The 19697-nt window shown below is 58.8% G+C and carries 19 protein-coding genes; 14 read left to right on the forward strand and 5 right to left on the reverse strand.

Annotation, left to right across the window (positions count from 1 at the left end; all coding sequences use genetic code 11):
- The first annotated feature begins 20 nt into the window (after positions 1-20).
- Together rlmH and GOW98_RS18045 are read left to right on the forward strand one after the other, a co-directional pair.
- A complete protein-coding gene (rlmH, locus tag GOW98_RS18040) occupies positions 21-491 on the forward strand; it encodes a 23S rRNA (pseudouridine(1915)-N(3))-methyltransferase RlmH (RefSeq protein WP_170334595.1) in 471 nt (156 codons plus the stop codon).
- A 1-nt stretch (position 492) separates the two neighbouring features.
- Positions 493-978 (forward strand): flavodoxin family protein, encoded by a 486-nt coding sequence (locus tag GOW98_RS18045; RefSeq protein WP_170334597.1) that lies wholly within the window; start codon positions 493-495, stop codon positions 976-978.
- 3 nt (positions 979-981) lie between these two features.
- Here GOW98_RS18045 and GOW98_RS18050 read toward each other — a convergent pair whose 3' ends face one another.
- Both GOW98_RS18050 and GOW98_RS18055 read right to left on the reverse strand, forming a co-directional pair.
- Entirely contained in the window at positions 982-1329 is a 348-nt protein-coding gene (locus tag GOW98_RS18050) for a hypothetical protein (RefSeq protein WP_170334599.1), read from the reverse strand.
- A 35-nt stretch (positions 1330-1364) separates the two neighbouring features.
- Complete coding sequence (locus GOW98_RS18055) at positions 1365-2075, reverse strand: DUF599 domain-containing protein (RefSeq protein ID WP_170334602.1); 711 nt, start codon at positions 2073-2075, stop codon at positions 1365-1367.
- Positions 2076-2156: 81 nt separating this feature from the next.
- Between GOW98_RS18055 and GOW98_RS18060 the strand changes: the two genes are divergently transcribed.
- The 6 genes from GOW98_RS18060 (at position 2157) to GOW98_RS18085 (ending at position 8364) form a co-directional block, all read left to right on the forward strand.
- Positions 2157-3605: an FAD-linked oxidase C-terminal domain-containing protein gene (locus tag GOW98_RS18060; protein WP_170334604.1), complete on the forward strand. Its 1449-nt coding sequence runs from the start codon at positions 2157-2159 to the stop codon at positions 3603-3605.
- A 25-nt stretch (positions 3606-3630) separates the two neighbouring features.
- Positions 3631-4731: an FAD-binding protein gene (locus GOW98_RS18065; RefSeq protein ID WP_170334606.1), complete on the forward strand. Its 1101-nt coding sequence runs from the start codon at positions 3631-3633 to the stop codon at positions 4729-4731.
- A gap of 4 nt (positions 4732-4735) precedes the next feature.
- Positions 4736-6052, forward strand: coding sequence for a glycolate oxidase subunit GlcF (glcF, locus tag GOW98_RS18070; protein ID WP_170334608.1), 1317 nt, complete (start codon positions 4736-4738; stop codon positions 6050-6052).
- Between the two features lie 118 nt (positions 6053-6170).
- Positions 6171-6962: a trypsin-like serine peptidase gene (locus tag GOW98_RS18075; RefSeq protein WP_254438062.1), complete on the forward strand. Its 792-nt coding sequence runs from the start codon at positions 6171-6173 to the stop codon at positions 6960-6962.
- Positions 6959-7774 (forward strand): trypsin-like serine peptidase, encoded by an 816-nt coding sequence (locus tag GOW98_RS18080; RefSeq protein ID WP_170334610.1) that lies wholly within the window; start codon positions 6959-6961, stop codon positions 7772-7774. Before GOW98_RS18075 ends, GOW98_RS18080 begins: the two co-directional genes overlap by 4 nt.
- 122 nt (positions 7775-7896) lie before the next feature.
- The gene (locus GOW98_RS18085; protein ID WP_170334611.1) at positions 7897-8364 is read left to right on the forward strand and encodes an Hsp20 family protein; all 468 of its coding nucleotides are present in this window, start codon (positions 7897-7899) and stop codon (positions 8362-8364) included.
- Between the two features lie 214 nt (positions 8365-8578).
- Here the strand turns inward: GOW98_RS18085 and GOW98_RS18090 are convergent, their stop codons facing one another.
- From GOW98_RS18090 to GOW98_RS18100, 3 genes are all read right to left on the reverse strand, one after another.
- On the reverse strand, positions 8579-8920 hold the full coding sequence (locus GOW98_RS18090; protein WP_170334612.1) for a hypothetical protein: 342 nt from the start codon (positions 8918-8920) through the stop codon (positions 8579-8581).
- A 157-nt stretch (positions 8921-9077) separates the two neighbouring features.
- On the reverse strand, positions 9078-11261 hold the full coding sequence (locus GOW98_RS18095) for an esterase-like activity of phytase family protein (protein ID WP_170334613.1): 2184 nt from the start codon (positions 11259-11261) through the stop codon (positions 9078-9080).
- Between the two features lie 133 nt (positions 11262-11394).
- Entirely contained in the window at positions 11395-12870 is a 1476-nt protein-coding gene (locus GOW98_RS18100) for an NAD-dependent succinate-semialdehyde dehydrogenase (RefSeq protein WP_170334614.1), read from the reverse strand.
- A 271-nt stretch (positions 12871-13141) separates the two neighbouring features.
- Here GOW98_RS18100 and GOW98_RS18105 point away from each other — a divergent pair, with 271 nt between their 5' ends.
- From GOW98_RS18105 to GOW98_RS18130, 6 genes are all read left to right on the forward strand, one after another.
- Positions 13142-14221 (forward strand): hypothetical protein, encoded by a 1080-nt coding sequence (locus GOW98_RS18105; RefSeq protein WP_170334615.1) that lies wholly within the window; start codon positions 13142-13144, stop codon positions 14219-14221.
- A gap of 270 nt (positions 14222-14491) precedes the next feature.
- Positions 14492-15610 (forward strand): hypothetical protein, encoded by a 1119-nt coding sequence (locus GOW98_RS18110; RefSeq protein WP_170334616.1) that lies wholly within the window; start codon positions 14492-14494, stop codon positions 15608-15610.
- Positions 15611-15702: 92 nt separating this feature from the next.
- Positions 15703-17634, forward strand: a complete 1932-nt coding sequence (locus tag GOW98_RS18115) for an AAA family ATPase (protein WP_170334618.1) — start codon at positions 15703-15705, stop codon at positions 17632-17634.
- Entirely contained in the window at positions 17631-18086 is a 456-nt protein-coding gene (locus tag GOW98_RS18120; protein WP_170334620.1) for a hypothetical protein, read from the forward strand. The genes GOW98_RS18115 and GOW98_RS18120 overlap by 4 nt, the downstream gene beginning before the upstream one ends.
- On the forward strand, positions 18083-19420 hold the full coding sequence (locus tag GOW98_RS18125; protein ID WP_170334622.1) for a DUF6638 family protein: 1338 nt from the start codon (positions 18083-18085) through the stop codon (positions 19418-19420). Before GOW98_RS18120 ends, GOW98_RS18125 begins: the two co-directional genes overlap by 4 nt.
- The gene (locus GOW98_RS18130; protein WP_170334624.1) at positions 19421-19687 is read left to right on the forward strand and encodes a hypothetical protein; all 267 of its coding nucleotides are present in this window, start codon (positions 19421-19423) and stop codon (positions 19685-19687) included. It begins immediately after the preceding gene.
- Positions 19688-19697 lie beyond the last annotated feature (10 nt).

Below are 19697 nucleotides of genomic sequence, written 5' to 3' on the forward strand. Positions count from 1 at the left end.
AGGTCGGAGGCGAGAGAGATATGCGTATCAGCATAGTTGCGGTCGGGCGATTGCGTGCCGGACCGGAGAAGACCCTGCTTGACGATTACCTGACCCGATTTGACCGGACCGGCCGTAGCTTGGGCCTTGGTCCTGCGCGGGCGATCGAGGTCGAAGACAAGAAAAACGCTGGCATGGGGGCCGAGGGTGCGCTGCTGCGCAAGGCGCTGCCCAAGGGTGCGGTGATCTGCACGTTGGATGAGCGTGGGCGGGTGATGTCTTCGCCGGACTTTGCCAAGAAATTGGGCGGCTGGCGTGATGCCGGGCGGCAAGATCTGGCGCTGATTATTGGCGGAGCCGATGGAATAGACCCTAATCTGCGGGCTGAGGCCGATTTTTCCATTTCCTTCGGATCGATGGTCTGGCCCCATATGCTGGTCCGTGTGATGCTGGCCGAGCAACTTTACCGGGCCGCAACCATCTTGTCGGGCGGTCCTTATCACCGGGTCTGACATGGCGCAGCTTCTGATCGTTTACCATTCGCGTACCGGCGGGGCTCGGCAGATGGCCGAAGCGGCGGCTGAGGCCGCGCGTGATGAGGCCGAGACTATCCTGAAACCCGCCGATCAGGCCGGACCTGACGATCTGCTGGTCGCCGATGGTTATATCTTCTGCGCGCCCGAGAACCTGGCCGCGATTTCGGGTCTGATGAAAGAGTTTTTCGACCGTTGCTACTATCCGGTGCTGGGCAGGATCGAGGGACGCCCCTATGCCCAGATGGTCTGTGCCGGGTCTGATGGGGAAAACGCGGCCCGCCAAATGGCGCGGATCGCGACAGGCTGGCGACTGAAAGAGGTGCAGCCGCCGCTGATCCTCTGCACCCACGCGCAGACGCCCGAGGCTATTCTGGCTGGAAAGACCATCCCCGACCATCAGCTTGATCAATGCCGTGAAATAGGCGCCGCTTTGGCTGTGGGGCTAAGCCTCGGTGTGTTCTGAGCTTCAGTTCAGATCAACAACCGTGGTGCCTTCGTTCCAGCCATCCACATTGCACCGCGCCTGAACCTGCACTTGCGTGGCGCCCTCGGGGATCGCCACACCACTGAGTGAGCGGGTAAAGGGCTGCTCGGTCTCATGCGGATGGTGCAAGACGCGCATCCCCAACTCATTGCCGTCCATGTCCAGAACACGCCACCCGTTGGCGTAGTGGTCCCAGCCGGTGTCCGGATGCCGGATCGTCACGTCGAATCGCCATGTGTCACCACTCTGACGGGCTGAGACATTCTCGATCACGGCAGGATCGGCAAAGGCGGGTGCAGCCAATACGGCGCTGAGAATCAGATATCGCATAGGGCGACCATACGGGGGGATGCGCGGCGGCGTCATCACGACTCTGTGTTGGGTGGCAGGGTCAACAGCACCGACCGGGAATGGGATGCGAATTCGCGCCGGTACAGAACACCCAAAGTGATGACCGTCCCGAGTATCAGGGCAAGCGGCCCCAATATCCACGCCAACGAAGCCAGCGCGAAATAGGTGGCGCGCAAGCCGCGATTGAAGCTGCGTGCGGCGGTGACGCAAATCTCGGCCGCTTGAGCCGCGCGGGGATAGGCTTGTGGGTCCTCGGGGTCGTTCGGGACCGCGGCCATCAGCACCGCGCAATAGCCAAACAACCGATGCGCCCAGACGTATTTCAGGAATGCGTTGGCCAGAAACAGGATCACCACCAGAATCTTGATCTCCCACACCAGCGCCGGGGCGCTGCCGATAGCCAGATCGCTGGCGACGCCTGCCAGCCGTTCGGTATTCCCCAGCAACGCCAGCCCACCGCCGATGGCAATCATTGTGGTTGACGCAAAGAATGTGCTGCCCTGCCGCATCGCTGCCACGACTTGCGCGTCGAACATCCGGGGTTGCCGCGTGACCATCTCGTGCATCCAGCCGCGCCGGAAGTCGTCCATCATCATGGCGACCGATTGCCTGTTCGGCGCCGGATGCTCAATCCGCCAGCCGATCCACTGCCACGCGCCCAGCAACAGGAGCACGGCAGCATAATCCAGTGTTGAAAACAAAAGGGCGCGGTCGATCCATGTCATGTCGGCGACAGTAGGGCCAGAGATAGGAACTTGCCAGATGGGTAAATTGGTAATATTATTTTACCAAACGGAGGATCAGCGATGGAAATGCCCCGGCCAAACCCCGAAATCCTGGCGCGCAAGCAGGCGGTGCTGTCGCGCCTGCTGCAGGTGTTGCCTGCGGACGCCGTGATCCATGATCCGGCTGAGACCCGCGCCTATGAATGTGACGCGCTGACCGCCTATCGCTGCCCGCCGATGCTGGCGGTGCTGCCGTCGAATACGCAAGAGGTCTCGGACGTGCTGCGCATCTGCCATGAAGAGGGCGTGCCGGTGGTGCCGCGCGGCTCGGGAACCTCGCTGGCAGGCGGGGCACTGCCCACTGCGGATTGCGTCATTCTGGGCATTGCCCGGATGAATGAGGTTCTGGAAACCGATTATGACAATCGCTTCATCCGGGTTCAGACCGGCCGAACCAACCTGAGCGTAACAGGTGCTGTGGAAGAAGAAGATTTTTTTTACGCGCCCGACCCGTCCTCGCAATTGGCCTGCGCGATTGCCGGGAATATCGCGATGAACTCGGGCGGGGCGCATTGCCTGAAATATGGTGTGACCACCAACAATCTGCTGGGCATTAAAATGGTAATGATGGATGGCAGCGTGGTCGAGATCGGCGGCGCGCATCTGGACGCGGGTGGTTTGGACCTGCTGGGGGTCATTTGTGGCTCAGAAGGGCAATTGGGCGTGGTGACTGAGGCCACGCTGCGTATTCTACGCAAACCTGAAGGCGCTCGGCCGGTTCTGATGGGCTTCGATGACAATGAGGTCGCGGGGCAATGCGTGTCCGACATCATCAAATCAGGCATCCTGCCGGTTGCGATCGAGTTCATGGACACGCTCTGCATCAGGGCTTGCGAGAACTTCGCCCATGCAGGCTATCCGGATTGCCACGCGCTGCTGATTGTCGAGGTTGAAGGCTCCGAGGCCGAGATCAACGATCAACTGTCGAAAATCATCGAGATCGCCAAGCGTCACAATCCGGTGGAACTGCGCGAAAGCCAGTCGGCAGAGGAAAGCGCCAAGATTTGGCTGGGGCGCAAATCGGCTTTTGGCGCGATGGGGCAAATGAACGATTACATGTGTCTGGACGGCACGATCCCGGTGTCCTCTCTGCCAGAAGTCCTGCGCCGGATTGGTGAGTTGAGCGAAGAATACGGCCTGCCAGTGGGCAACGTGTTCCATGCCGGAGACGGCAATATGCACCCGTTGATCCTGTTTGATGCCAACAAACCCGGTGATCTGGAGAAGTGTGAGGCGTTCGGCGCCGATATCCTGAAACTTTGCGTCGATGTGGGCGGTTGCCTGACTGGTGAGCATGGCGTGGGTATCGAAAAGCGCGATCTCATGTCCCATCAATATGCGCCTGCGGACCTTGAGGCACAGATGGCCGTGAAGGATGTGTTCGATCCCAAATGGCTGCTGAATCCTGCAAAGGTGTTTCCTTTGGATGCGTCCGAATCCCGTCGGGATGTACCGGTTGCTGCGAAATAACAGGCTCTAACAAAGAAGATTTGCGATGAAACCTGAGACAGAGGCCGAACTGGCCGAGATTGTGGCCGGGCTGACAGAACCAGTGCGTATTGTCGGCGGCGGCACGCGTGGAGTGGGCGGGCCGGAGGCCACGCTTGAGACCTCGGGGCTGAGCGGGATTACCCTCTATGAGCCCGGCGCGTTGACCCTGGTGGCGCAGGCAGGCACGCCCGTGGCCGAAATTGAGGCCGCTTTGGAGGCCGAAGGGCAGCAACTGGCGTTTGAACCGATGGATCATCGCGGGCTGCTGGGTACCAGCGGGACGCCTTCCATTGGCGGGGTTGTGGCCGCCAATATCTCGGGTCCGCGCCGTATTCAGGCCGGGGCCTGTCGCGACTTCCTGCTGGGTGTGCGCTATGTCGATGGTATGGGTCAGGTCATTAAGAATGGCGGTCGGGTGATGAAAAACGTGACCGGCTATGATCTGGTCAAGCTGATGGCCGGGTCATGGGGCGCGCTTGGGGTTCTGACCGAGGTATCGCTGAAGGTGTTGCCCAAGCCCGAAGCCGTTGCGACCCTTGCTGTTCAGGTCGCGGATGCCGAGGAAGCGGTTCAGGCCTTGTCCACCGCGCTGAAATCTCCGTTCGAGGTCAGCGGGGCCGCGTTTGACCCGCAGGACGGGCGGGCGTTGTTGCGGGTTGAGGGGTTTTCGGATTCGGTCGCTTACCGGGCAGAACAGCTGAAAACCACGCTATCGGGATTTGGTGAGATTACCGAGGTCTCGGAACCCACTGAGTTGTGGCGGGGTCTGCGTGATGTCAGGCCATTTCACGGGCAGGAAGGTGATGTCTGGCGGATTTCGGTCAAGCCCACCGATGCGCCGGATATCGTGACCCGGCTTGAGACGGATCAGACCCTGTTGGATTGGGGTGGAGGTCTGATCTGGGCGCGCGTTCCCGAAGGCACCGATCTGCGCGCTCGGCTGGGCGGGTTCAACGGACATGCGACGCTGGTGCGCGGGGATGCGGAAACTGCTGATGCCTTGGGTCGGTTTCAGCCTGAATCCGGGGAAGTACAGGCTCTAACGCAGGGGTTACGGCAGCGTTTCGATCCGCGCGGTGTCTTTAATCCGGGGTTGATGGGGTAAGTCGATGCAGACGACATTCACGGAAAAGCAGCTGCAAGATCCGGCAATACAACGTTCTAATGAAATCCTGCGCAGTTGTGTGCATTGCGGGTTCTGTACCGCCACCTGCCCGACCTATCAGGTGCTGGGGGATGAGCTCGACAGCCCGCGCGGGCGCATCTATTTGATCAAGGACATGCTGGAAAACGAACGTGTGCCTGATGAGAAAACCGTCAAGCATATCGACCGCTGCCTGTCCTGTCTGGCCTGTATGACAACCTGCCCCTCGGGCGTGCACTACATGCATCTGGTCGACCACGCGCGGGAATATATCGAGGCCAACTACAAACGCCCCTTCACCGATCGCGCCTTGCGCTGGGTACTGGCGCAGATTCTGCCTTATCCAATGCGGTTCCGTTGGGCGCTGATCGGGGCAAAGCTGGGCCGCCCGTTCCGGTTCCTGATGCCTGATGCAAGGCTGCGGGCGATGCTGGACATGGCACCGAAACATATCCCTCCGGTCAGTCGCAATGACGACCCGCAGAGTTTTGCGCCCAAGGAGCCACGTACCAAGCGCGTGGCGCTGATGACAGGCTGTGCGCAAAAGGCGCTGAACACCGATATCAACGACGCGACGATCCGCCTGCTCACCCGGTTGGGGTGCGAAGTTGTAGTGGCTGAGGGCGCCGGGTGTTGTGGCGCGCTGACCCATCACATGGGTAAGGTGCAGGACAGTCACAAAGCGGCTGAGGCCAATATCAGAGCCTGGGTGGCAGAGATGAATGGCGAGAGCCTGGACGCCATCGTCATCAACACCTCGGGCTGCGGCACCACCGTGAAGGACTATGGCCATATGTTCCGGAACGATCCGCTGGCCGAAGATGCGGCAAGGGTGTCGGGCATTGCCATGGATATCAGCGAGTTGCTGATGCAGCTCAGCCTGCCTGAAGCCGCGAAAAAGGACATGGTCGTCGCCTATCACGCAGCCTGTTCTCTACAGCACGGGCAAAAAATCAAAACCTATCCGAAGGACTTGCTGAAAAGGGCAGGTTTCACCGTGTTAGAGCCTGTAGACAGCCATCTGTGCTGCGGCAGCGCGGGGACATACAACCTGATGCAGCCTGAAATCTCAGGCCAGTTGAAGCAGCGCAAGGTCAGAACACTTGAGGCCAAGAAACCCGACGTAATCGCTGCGGGCAATATCGGATGCATGATGCAGATCGGGTCTGGCACAGATATTCCCGTTCTGCACACTGTTGAGCTGTTGGATTGGGCGACCGGCGGCCCCGAACCGAGGGCCCTGCAAACCGGCCGCACGCCAGAGGTTCCGATCCTCAGGTAAGCGCGGATGATGCAGCGGTGCATCAGGTTTCGCGGGAAAGCGTAGCCGACGCAACCGCCCTATTTTCGCCCCACCAGGGCCGTAGGAAGGTAAGCTGACAGCAACGTCGGAGAACCGTTTGCGAAATTGGATCAAGGCAATCGCGCTGGCACTGATGCCGATGGCCGCCGTGGCGCAGGACAGTGGGCTGAAAAGCCTGGACACCACCGATGCCGGGCGGGCGTGGATGGCTGTGGGACGTCTGAACATCAACGGCATGGGCTTCTGCACAGGCACTTTGATTTCGCCAACATTGGTTCTGACCGCAGCCCATTGCCTGTTTGATAAGGCGACAGGTAAACGGATCGATCTTTCCGAGGTCGAGTTTCTTGCGGCCTGGCGTTTGGGGCGTGCTTCGGCCTATAGAGCCGCCCGGCAAGCAGTGATTCATCCAGACTATCTGTACAACAGAAATACTCCGACGGCGCGGATAGGTAGTGACATCGCCCTGATCGAACTGTGGCAGCCCATTCGCAACACTACCGTAATTCCCTTTGAAACCGGTGATCGCCCGCGCAGGGGGGCCGAAGTGGGCGTGGTTTCCTACGCACAGGACCGGTCCGAGGCACCGGCGCTGCAAGAGGTCTGTTCGGTCATGACCCGTCAGTCCGATGTTTTGGTTATGTCTTGCGACGTCGAGTACGGCTCATCCGGTGCGCCAGTCTTCTCCTTTGATGGAGACCGCCCACGTATCGTGTCCGTGGTGGCCGCCAAGGCTGAATTTAACGGTCAACGCGTCGCTGTGGGTACAACGGTAGAGGGATCTCTGAACCTGTTGCACGCGGAATTGCTTGCCGGTCGCGGATTCCGCGCCGCTACGCCCACAGGCACAACCCAAAGGAATATTGGTGCGAGATTCATTAAGCCATGAACAAAATTCTAGTATGCGCCCTTTTATGTTTATCGGTTTTTGCAACCCAATCTCACGCGCAAGCCAACAAACGCAAACTGACGGACCGCGAGGATCTGTACGGCTGGGAAGCCATCGGTCGTCTGGACACAGGTAAGCAAGGATTCTGCACAGCAACCTTAATTGCGCAGGATCTGGTTCTGACAGCTGCCCATTGTGCGATCGAAAATAAAACGGGCAGGCCTTATGAGCCTGAAGACGTGACGTTCCGGGCCGGGCTGAGCAACGGTAAATCGCTGGCAGATCGCAAGGTCGCTCAGATCGCGATTCACCCCGAATACCTCAAACACCCCGAGCTTTCGGCCGCAGGGGTCCGAGCGGATGTCGCCCTGATGCGGCTTGAACAGCCCATTCCCTATTCCGTGGCCAATCCCTTTGCCCTGCACAGCGGGCGCGTGGCCGGGAACGAGGTCAGCATCGCCTCATACGGGCGTGGCCGGTCCGAAGCGATCACTCGGGAACGGTCCTGTCGCATTTTGGATCGGCGGCAGGGGCTGATCACCTTTAACTGTGACATTACCTTTGGTTCGTCTGGCTCTGCCTTGCTGGCCCGGAATGGTCCGCGTTGGCAGATACTGTCGGTTGTTTCTGCCGTTGGAACCAATGGACGGCAGAAGGTTGGATTCGGCATGGAACTTGCTGGAATCGTTGCCGATCTCAAGGCTGATCTGCGTCGTGATGCGCCAAAACCCAAGGCTTCGATCCGACGGCTGCAGGTGGGGTCGGGCAAGTCCAGTTCGGGTGCGAAATTCATCTCTTCTGGTGGGTCTTGAACTCGGTCAAAATGCTCCCCATGTGATTTGTACCGGGTCGCCGCAAACGGGGCCCGGCATACTGAACCGCCCGTCCGAACGGAGGGCAAAACACAGATCGCTCAGACATGAGGATATGACACATGCGTACTTTTGATTTTGCACCGCTGCACCGCGCCACCATTGGTTTCGACCAGATCGCCGACATGATGGACCGCGTTTTGACCAATGACGTGGCTCAGCCCAGCTACCCGCCATATAACATCGAAAAAACCGATGCCGACACCTATCGCATCTCGGTCGCTGTCGCCGGTTTTGCCGAGGATGACCTGTCGGTCGAAGTGAAGGAAAACGCTCTGATCGTCGCCGGCAAGAAAGCCGCCGAGGATAAAGAGCGCAGCTACCTGCACCGTGGCATCGCCACCCGCGCGTTCGAGCGCCGCTTTGCGCTGGCCGACCACGTGCGCGTCACCGGCGCCAGCCATGAAAATGGCATGCTGAACATCGACCTGAAGCGCGAAGTGCCCGAGGCGCTGAAACCGCGCCGGATCGAGATTTCTTCGGCCAAGGCCATCGAAAAGGACGTGGTCGACGCCAAAGCTGTGAACTAAGGCCGTTGACCTTTCGGCGATGGTCCCGCCTCTCGGGATAATCGCAGACTGCACGCCCCGCGCACCTCCAGGCGCGGGGCGTTGTTTTGTAAAGCCGGAAATCCTGATCGAAGGTCGCCGTCGATCAATTTGCGATTAGAAGACAGACCGTGCTTGGTGGTCAGAAAATGCCAGTTCGTTGCACAGGCCAATCAAAAAAAGATGCCGGAAAAGCTTATTCAATCACCCAAACAAGCGGCCCATTGGCTCCCGTGACGGTAACGCTTTCTTCTCCCAGAACTGTTTCCTGACAAACCTGACCCTGGTCAGCAAGAGGCGATGGCGGGTTAAGTGTACGGCACCATTGACCGCCTATGATTTCCCAGGCCCCGCTAAATGTATTGCCGTTTTTAGTCGTGCCGGTGAACGTACCGTCTTCCAATACGTCTATGACCGTACCACCGTTCGATATCGTTTTACCGGCAAGAGCTGCAACAAGCGGATCCTCGACACCGGTATCTGTGCACGCGCTGAAACCAAGTAAGGCGGTAGGCGCAAGAATACTGATAAACTTCATAAGTTCCCCCTTAAAAAAAGTGCATCTAGGAAACTCTGCACCATAGGTTCGAGTCAAGGCTCCATGGTTTTGTGGGCTTTGCAGGGGGAAGGTTGATTAAACCGGATCGAAACAAACTGCCCCGCACTTTGTCATGCGGGACAGTTTTTTGTGTGGATCAATTCCCAGCCGTCACTGACCCGATCGACCAGAACATCGTCTCGCCCGAGGCATCGTCGACGCCGTCATTGTCGGTCATCACGAACGCCTCGCCCGAGGGCGGGATGGCCAGACCTTCGATCTTGTCCAGAACGTAACCGCCGGTCGAAGTCAGGTCAGGCAGCAGGTCACGAACCTCTTGCTTGCTGACCACGGGCAGGTCTCCGCCCAGCGGGGCCGGAGTCATTTCGGACAGTGGGATGCGGTAGATCTTCTTGGTCACCGCGCGGTGGTCGTGCTGGTTGTCGCGCTCGATGACATAGACATGATCCCCGAAGGCCACGATTTCCGACAGGCCAACCCAGCCCGTGTCCGGGTCCGCCTTGGGATAGTGGACGGCGCCCCATTCCTTTGTGTCCAGGTTGTAGGCGACCAGTTTCACGTGGTTTTCCGGGTCGTCTTTCCATTCGCGCTGAACGGCCATCCACAGCGTGTCGCCGACCTTGGTGATGCCCTCAAAACCAAAGCGTTTCTCAACAGCCATCAGTTCCGGCGGCAGGCCGATCTCGCCCTTGCGGTCTTTGATCATGCCGTCAGCCGAGACGTGATAGATCGCGTGCGGGATGACGCGGTCGGTGCGGCCTTCGGAGGCGACGTAGAAGCCACCCTCGCCGTCCAGCGTTATGCCCTCAAGGTCCAGCTTCTGCGCCGGGTTGCCGTCTTGGCGGTGGATGCGGATCACGTCGACGATACGGGCGGGGGTTTGGCTGGGGTCGATCTTGAAGATCGAGGGCTGGAAGCCGTAGAAGCTGTCATTGACCGCGTAGATCATGCCGTCTTCGTCAGCGACCAGACCGGACAGAGCACCCCATCCGATCAGTTCATCTGCGCCTTCCGACGTCAAATGCGGGTAGGCGGCGGGGGCGTTCTGATACTCGAAGATCGAGACATGCGCCCGCGGGCCGCCATCTTCGATCAGGTCTTTTTCGTTGGCCGACACAAGCAGGTTGCGCTCGGGGATCGCCACATGGCCTTCCGGCCCAACACCCGAGGGCAACAGTTGCTTCAGCACCGGGTTGGCCGGATCGGTGGCGTCATAGACACCCACGACCGAAGCGCGCTCGGCCCCCACAAAGATCATGGGTGTGCCGCCAAAGGTGGCTGCGGTCACGCTTTCAGGCTCGACCCCTTTGCTGTCCGATCGTTTGTCGGGGTAGTGGCCGATCTGGATGATGGCTTTCTCGAAATCGGTGCCGTTTTCGTAAACAACGGTGCCGTCCTTGTGGAAGATCGTCCAACCACGTGAGCCGCCCTCGTAGTCGCCTTCGTTGGCGGTGGCGAAGTGGTTGTCATCGATCCATTTCACCGCGTCCGGTTCGCGCAGGCGGCCCGGCTGGCTTTCGGTGAAGATCAGCGCGCCGCGTTCATCGGTGGCGTCGATGCCCTCCAGATCCACGCTGCCCGCCGAGAAATGGCTGATCACGGTGCCGCTCTTGTCGACAACCGCGATGTGGTTGTTCTCTTGCAGAGTGATGACGGTTTCGCCCAGACCGTTGATGTCTACGAACTCGGGTTCGGGGTCGGTTGGGGCGACTTCGGCTAGACCGGTCAGCGAGGCCATGGTCATGCCCGCGCAATCCAGCGCGCCATCTTTCAGCGGAACCAGAGCCAGCGACCCGGCGGGCAGTTGTGGGATGATGCCGTCGTTCAGGTCTTCATCACGTTCGTTTTCAATCGCCACAGCGACAAAGCTGCCATCGGGTGCAATGGCAACGCTGTCGGGCTGGCCGCCCAGATCGCAAGCGCTGGTCTCCGCTTTACCCGCGATATCGACCGAAATCAGCTTGCCCGACGGTTCAGTGTAGCTTTCGGACGTGTTCACGCCCACAAAGGCCATCGCGCCAACGATCCCAACCGAGGTCGGTTCACCACCTACATCCATCGCGCCCAAAGGCGACGGGTTCGCAGGATCGGTTATATCGACCATACCGATCACACCCAGCGGGCTGTCGGTGTAAACCAGCGTCATACCATCCGCGGTGGCCGCGATGATCTCGGGCGAGGTTTCGCGGGTGGTATCAGCCCCATCGGCCATGTTTTTGACGACCGGGAAGGACGCAATTCGGTTGAAATTCATCTCTGCCACGGCCTGACCGGCGGTCAGGGCAAGGGCAGATGTCAGGCAGACAAAGCGCGATGACATCGGTAGGTATCCCCCTTTACTTGGATGTCAGAGGGATGACCGCCGTTCATTGCGCTTTTGTGACAGTTAGGATTCAGTTTGGTGACAAGCCCATTAAAGATGACCACCGCACAAAGGCGATGGCGAGGCCGGATCAGACCGACATGCAGATGTATTTCATCTCAAGGTAGTCTTCCATGCCGTGATGGCTGCCTTCGCGACCTAAGCCGGATTGTTTGACACCGCCGAACGGCCCAAGCTCGGTCGAGATGATGCCGGTGTTCACACCGACGATTCCATATTCCAGCGCCTCGGCCACTTTGTAGACGCGGCTCAGGTCCTTGGCGTAGAAATACGAGGCCAGACCAAAGATCGTGTCGTTCGCCATGGAAATCACGTCATCTTCGTCCTCGAATTTGAACAGCGGAGCCAGCGGGCCAAAGGTTTCGTCCTGCGCCACCATCATGTCCTGAGTCACACCGGTCACGATGGTCGGCTGAAAGAAAGTCCCGCCCAGATCATGCGGAAGACCGCCAGTCAGAACCGAGCCACCCTTGTCGGTGACATCTTTGATATGCTCTTCGACTTTGGCGACCGCATCGGCGTTAATAAGCGGACCGGTGGTCGTGCCGTCGGTAAGGCCATCACCGACTTTCAACGCTTCGACGGCAGCTTTCAGTTTGGCGGCGAAGGCGTCATAAACGCCGGCCTGCACATAGATGCGATTGGCGCAGACGCAGGTCTGGCCATTGTTGCGGAACTTGCACAGCATCGCGCCTTCGACGGCCGCATCCAGATCGGCGTCGTCGAACACGATGAAGGGCGCGTTGCCACCCAGTTCCATCGAGCATTTCATCACCTGATCGGCAGCCTGGCGCAGCAGGATGCGCCCCACCTCGGTCGAACCGGTAAAGGTCAGTTTCCGAACGCCGGGGTTTTCGCAGAACTCCTTGCCCACTTCGCTGGCCCGCGATGAGGGGACAACGTTGAAGACGCCTGCCGGGATTCCGGCCTTCTCGGCCAGTGCTGCCAGAACCAGAGCAGAAAGCGGCGTTTCAGCAGCGGGGCGTGCGACAAAAGCACAACCGGCGGCCAGAGCGGGCCCGGCCTTGCGGGTGATCATGGCGTTTGGGAAGTTCCACGGCGTGATCGAGGCCGCCACACCGATGGGCTGTTTCAGGACGGTAATCCGCTTGTCGCGTTGGTGACCGGGAATGGTCTCGCCATAGACCCGCTTGGCCTCTTCACCAAAGAACTCGATGAAGGACGCGCCATAGCCGATCTCACCCACTGCCTCGGCCAGCGGCTTGCCCTGCTCGGCGGTCAGGATCTTGCCCAGATCCTCGGCGTTTTCCATCATCAGATCGAACCAGTGCCGCAGGATCGCTGCGCGTTCCTTACCGGTCAGCTTGGCCCACTCCTTCTGCGCGGCCTCTGCCTGTGCAATGGCCCCCGCCACCTGCGTGCGGCTCAGGTCAGCGACCTCGGCCACAACATCGCCCCGAGCCGGGTTGGTCACGGCAAAGGTGCCGTTGTCACCGTCCACCCACTGGCCGCCGATATAGGCTTTGGTCACCAGCAGATCGGGGTTTTTCATAATCGATTTCAGGTCGGTTGTTGCATCCAGCATGGGTCAGCCTCCGGCAGGAATTTGGTTCACGCGCACCCAATCAGGTGAGGTTTGGAATGTCTATGTCCACTGTGCCTCGCGGATCAATCCAGATTTGATCAAAAGTACCCTTTGCACCTTTTCAAAAGTTCCACGCCTGGTTGTATGAACGCGCTTTCTTTTTCGTGATGAGTTTGCGAAAGTCTGCGTGATTTTTAGACCCAAAGGGATGTAAATGAGCGTAACATTCCCTATCTTATTGGGTAATTGAACAAAAAAAGGGATAGTGCAGATGTCGAACCATCAATTTGATGCCTTGATTGAAGAAACACAGGCAAAAGTGCAGGCAAGCCAGTCGCAGATCGAAAACCTGACCTCGCGGATTGACGCGGCACGGGCCAAGATCGGCACGGCCGAGGCGGATATCGACATCGAAAATGCCACGCTTGAGGACGTGCACGCCCATACCGAGGTGATGAACGCCAACATCGCCGAGCTGATCATGGGGCTGGACGATGTCACCAACGCGTTTTCCAAGGATTTCGACGAGATGCGCTCGAAAACCGGGTGGGAGTCGTTTGTTGGCATCTTCTCACGCCGGAAATCGGAATCGATGCGGCAGGAGCGGATGCGCACCGCCAATATCGACGACAAGCTGCAGGACCTGATCGCCAAATCCGACGTGATTGTGAAACTGCTGCAAGGGCAGCTGTCCGTGTTGGAAGAACAGCGCGTCAAGGTCGAGGACAACCTGACCGGCACTCTGGACGACCGCGAGGCCACCGTGGCCGAGCTGGAATCGCTGCGCGCCGAAATTCTGGGCATGGACCCGACGATAATCACGCTGGAAAACAAGATCAGCGTCGAACAGGACGCCGCCGCGCGGACCCAGTTGGAAACCGAACTGGCTGAGCTGAACAAGCAATATAACGCCAAGGTTCAGGAAGAGCAGGTCAAGCTGGCTAAAAGCCAGACGCTTGAGCGCTACATTGAAAAGGGCAAAACCTGGGTTGATTCACTACAGAACCAGGCGGCGACGCAGATGGTGCTGATCAACAAGCTGCAGACAGACACGCAACAGCGCGTGGTGCTGTATGACGCCCTGACCAAATCGCTGAAAACCGCGCAGCAACAGGACGTGGCCCACCGCATCAACGAGATCGGCGTGCAGACCGACCAAGAGGCGCAAACCGCCATGGCCGCCATCGGCACCGCAACCAATCAGAAGATGGCGGATATGCTCGAGGCGCATGAGGACCACATGGTCTTTGCCCGCGACGTGCTGGAGAAAAAGGCCAAGGCGGATGAACGTTTTGCCCGCCGGTTTGCCTCGATTGTCGAGAAGCATGATAAGAACTTGTATGGCGGATGAAGTGGTTTAGCCGAAAAGACGTAAGGCTGCTAAGGATTGGCTTCTTTCTCGTAGTTTGGCCGATCCCGATTTATGTCCTAACTGCTCTTTTACACGAATTGGATGTTGCAGGCGGAGCTTACAAACTGCTCGGTTTTCTCACTCTTTACGTCGGGCCGGGCAGTATGATTTTTGGGCTTATCATTTTCGCATTGTACTTGATCTCAGAAGTTTTTCTCCTGCCTTGGCGGCTCAACCAATTCTGTGGAAACCGTGATAGAAGATCCACTAATGACTGATCCCACCCAAGACCATGTCGGCCTGACCGACACCTTCGCCTCGCGCCGCTATTTCCGCAAATTTGAGGTGATCACGGTCCACCTCCTGCGCGTGGCCGCGACGATGGAGGCGGAGGGCGCGATCAGCAAGCAAGAGGTGCGGATCGTGTCGCGCTACCTCTCGGGGCTGCTTTACACGTTCCGGGCGCTCAGCATGAAGTACCTGCTGGTCGGGCGCGATACGGGTCGGTTCTTTGGCAGCCTCGCCATGGACAAGCGCGACAGTGGGTTTCCTGTAGCGGCCGAATTGCTGACCATGGCCAACGATGCGCAGCAGGCGCAGGTGCATCTGGCGAATATGCCCTCGGAAGACGATCTGAAAACCGACATGGTGCGGACCATCATTGGCGACCGTGACATCCCCACCAAACTGCAATTCGCGCTGTCCCAAAGGCTCTATTACGAGGAATTGCTGAAAGGACAGCTTTTCTGGGCTCGCAACGATCCCGAATGCCATTGGATCGGGAACGATGGCGAGCGGCGCAAATTCCTGATCCATTGGGCGGTGTATGACAGCCAGGTCAACTTGCCCGTGATTTATCTGATGCAGCTTGAGGACAGCGGCAAAACTGCGTTGCCCAAGGATCAGCGCCGCTGGCCTGAGGTGCAGGCGCATCTGATGGCGCAAGCGCTGGGCGGGTTGAAGCTGGTGACCATCGCCAAAGGCTTCGATCAGGATTTCGACGACCTGCACCCCAAACACCTGCGCCGCATCCATGTGGGGCCGATGTATTCCTCGGCCTATACGGAGCAATCCGGCCCTTTGCGGCAGGTGCTGGAAGATGCGCAGGCGCCCGAGGGGCAGGACTGGGCGCTGGCCTGGACCACCGAGGAGCTGGAAAGCGAAGAGGTGATCGAAGAGCGCGCCGGGTGGTTCTCGACTGTCGAGCGCGAGGTCTTTGCGTTGGACCCGTTCGGTGGGCAGGGGGCCGAAACCGGTGCCACTCGCACCCAACGGTCGATCATCCTGCCGCAGCGCCCGTTTCAGGTGCTGGCCGAACGCAACCCGCCGGGCTTTGCGGATGTACGCAAGTTCGTGGTCAGCAAGTCCGGGCAGGTGTTGAGGTATTGAGGTTTTCGCCTTCCCTAACGGCCCCTTTCAGGGCCTGTCGGGCCATGAGACGAGAGTATTTTTGAAAAGATGAAGCAAGGGCGGTTGTTCAGATGAGTTTGACGTCAGATCAGATGGAATTGCGCGAGGCGGATATTCGCAAACATTATCCGGCAGCGACTGCTTTGCTGAACGGGTTCGAACACGCGCCGCGGATTGCCAAACCCGTTGAGGCTACGGTCGAACGATCTCCGGGCGTGTCGACGGGGCGGCGGTTTCGGTCGACCACACCGGGGCTGGTAACGCGGCGTACCACACGGGCCGACGGGGTGCATCTGGTCGAACGGATTGAGGCGTCGGATGATGGGGATGCGTTGGTTTCTCCGCCGCAAGCCACGACGCAGCAAGCGATACGCCGCGCCATTGCCATCGCTTTGTCTGTAGCGGAAGCCTATGCAGAGCAAACCCCTTTGGCCGATCTGAAACGTGCGAATTTGGCCGGAGACTTGCCGGCTGCTCGTAAGACCGAGTTCTCAGAGCTGCTGACCGTCGAAGCGCTCATTACACTCCACACCTTCGGCAATGCTCTGGCTTATCTGTTGTCTTCACATCTGGGCGAAACCACGGTTGATCTGGGCGAAATCGAGGAGGTTCTGACCGACAATGGCCAACTCGCTCTGCATGGCGCTTTGTGGGAGCTGGACCAGACGCTGGCCAAACACGCCCCCGACGACGCCCACCTGATCGCGGCCACCAGCGCTTATGCCGAGCAGTTGATGGACAAGGCCGCCCTGCGCGCGCAGTCTGCGGGTCATCTGGCCCCGTTCCAGAACGCCGCCTGGCATATCGAGGCCGATGACCTGACGATCCGGGGATTCGAACCGGCATCGAAGGCGAAATCCACCACGCTGACCATGACATTCAAGAAACCGAACGAGGTGGTGGGCAACCATATCGCCAAGTATCAGGCGATGAAGCTGGCCAAAATGCTGATGGCCTATGATTTCGACCGCCGCCTGAACCCGTTTGCGGAACTCGGGGGGTTCATCTTCACCTTCATGGGCGACGGCAAACCGGGCACCGGCAAGACCACCCTGATCCAGATGATGGCCGGGCTGATCAACGACTATTGCCAGAACGCAGGCTATCCGTTCCGCTATCAGAACCTGAGTACCGACAACATCGACAGTTATCAGGGCAAATCCGGTCAGAACGCCAAGGCGTTTATCAATACGATCATCGACCCCTCGGTCATCGGCTTCGGCACCATCGACGACATTGACCAGCTTGCGGGCAAACGCGGCGACCGGCAGTCGTCAGCCGGGCAACTGGAAATCACCGCCGTTCTGATGGAGAGCTTTGCGGGCGCCAACACCGTCGTGCGCGGCAACTGCACCTTTGGCATGTTCTCGAACTACCCCGAGAATGTGGACGACGCCCTGCGCCAACGGGCTGGGGCGCGGTTTCTGGTGGACGGGCCGCAGACGCGCGAGGATTACATCGACATTCTGCACCTGCTGATGGGCCGCAACCACGACATCCCGTTGGGCGAGCACGACGCCTATGCCGCGCAGGAAATCAAAAAGGCCGTCGCCGCCAGTTTCGAAAGCCACTCCCGCCCGCATGAGGATGCCTTGCTGCAGGTCTATGACCGGGTCTCCGGCGATATCGGCCAGATGGACACAATCGCCAAACTGGGCACCTACCTCAAGGCGATCCAGCAGGCGGATGAGCGGTTTACAGGCCGCGCGATCAAGAACATCACCGACGCGGTCAAGGTCCGCGCGATGGATTTCGAACTGCCTGACGAGTGGATGGAAAACCCCGACCTGTTCCTGTTTCGCGACTACGACACCAAGAAGGCTATGATCGAGGATCTGCGCCAGCCGATCACTGTCGAGATGGTGATGCAAGAGATCAACCGCTACGCCGACAGCGAGTTCCGCTATGCCGACAAGAGCGACGAGGTCGCCATCGAAAACGCGGTGCGTGAGATGGGCCGGATGGAAGAGGCCAAGCGGCGGTTTAGAAAGGAACTGGAATGAATGATGTTCTACCTCTCATTGCGTATTACTCTTTGAGTGTCGCGATTTCGGCGCTTGTGGGGTGGTACGCAGGAAAAATGCGCTTGAAGAGAGACGAACACGCCGGCATGGGAGCGGTACTCGTAAGTTTGTTACTTGTATTCATTGTAGTGCCAATTGGACCTGCGATTCTTTCATCAATACTATCGGATGGGTTCGGTGACGTTCTGGGTTTTCTGAAATTTTGGGGATGGCTTCTTCTTCTTTCCTCTGTTTCCGACAAAGGGAGTGAATACTTTTTTCTCCTCTTAGTTTCGTGTGTTGCGGTCTGCTTGCTGAACCACGCTTTAGGGCGTCGCGCGGCGGCTGACGGCATTGCTTCGATGCAAGAAACTCAAAGCCGAATAAACTCTCAAAAGAGCCGTATGGGAGAAGCGCTTACACGCCATTCATCAAGGGATGGGCTGAAATGATCCGCCTCATCGAAAAAGGCCTGATGTTCGGCAACCTCGTCCACATCTCCAGCCCGGCTCTGGTCGAGCGGTATAACCGCGCATTGCAGCATCTGGCGGGCAAGACCACGGAACTGACAGATTTCCATGTCGATATCTCGGGTTATTCGCCGGAGGTGGGGATTGAGCTGGAAGACGAGCTCTACCTCAACCCCAACGGGGTCAACCGGCAGTTCATCCTGCTGACGACCGAGCAGAAACGCGCGCCTCTGCTGAATGTCAAATTTTCGACCTCGCGCGATATCCTGCGCGAATTCATCGAGATGAACGAGGCGCAGTTGTTCGCCCTGACCGCCACCGATGCGGTGGCCGGAGAGCTGGTGAACTCGGTTTTCAAACTCACCACACCGCGTGACTTGCTGAACCTGCGCAAGATTGAGATTGAGGCCGACACGGTCGGTGGCACCCTGCGCAAGGCCGAGCAACTGGCGGGCATGGTCGAACGGTTCAAAACCGAAGAGGACGCCTGGTTCGATGATGTGCTGATCGCAAAGATGATCGAAACCGCCAAGGAAACCGGCGACGTCACCCGCAACCCCGTCCACCTTCGCCACACCGCGTTTGAACAGCGCAACTTCTGGACGGCGCATTTCGGCGGGCTCTATCTGTTTCCCGATCTGGACTATCCGGCGGCGATTTGCATGGGCGAACTGCCTGATGACATGCCGATCAAGCATGTTTTCGATCCTTCGCAAAAGCACCGGATTGCGGCCTTCCTGAACGACAATAATCTGGTAGAGACGATCATCGAGGCGCGTGGGGTGAACTCCACCGCTGTTCTGCAGCAAAAGATGGATTTTCTGACCGTCCACGCCGCCGCCGACGCAGGAGTTGACCTGACCGGGCTGGACCGTAGCGACATGCGCCGCCTGGCGCGAAACCACGCGGATCGCCTGCCCGAGGCGTTTCACGGCCTCGCCCAATTGCTGCGCTGGGCCAGCGATGGTGGGCCGTGGCCGCGCATCACCTCGGACCATCCGGCCTATTTCTATACGCTGCGGGCGTCTGATACACCCAACCGCGATCTGGTCAATATGCTGCTGGCGGAACTGGCACCGCTGGACCCACGTCAGATGTTCATCTGCCATAAGGAATTGTTCTACAGCACCTATTCCACCTGGCCCGAGACCAAGAAAGCCTATGTTGCCGACTTCCTCGCGCGCGAGTATCAGGTGGACAAGGCCGGTGCCCGCGCCGCGCTGTTCGGCCATGAACCGGACATGAGCGGTAATGACCGGGTCAGCGATGACATCATCGCACGCGTTGGCCCGTGGGGCGCCGTTGGGAGAGGATAAATGTTTGTCGCGCTAAGGTTTTTGATTCCACTGCTGATTTTCCTGACGATCCTCTATGTCGGCGTATCGCTCTATTCCCGCTGGGTGCGACGCGGTAAACTGATCGCACATTGGGAGAAAAAGGGACTGACCGGCGATCGGGATGCTTTTGTTCGGCGCGGGTTGGAAAAATATGACGGATCATTTCGCCGCAAACTGATCCTGGGGATTTACGTGGTGCCGCTGGGACTAATCGCGATCCTGATTTACGTTTCGAATTTCATGTGAGGGTTTCGTC

Source organism: Ruegeria arenilitoris, from assembly GCF_013032445.1.
Classification (GTDB): Bacteria; Pseudomonadota; Alphaproteobacteria; order Rhodobacterales; family Rhodobacteraceae; genus Ruegeria; species Ruegeria arenilitoris_F.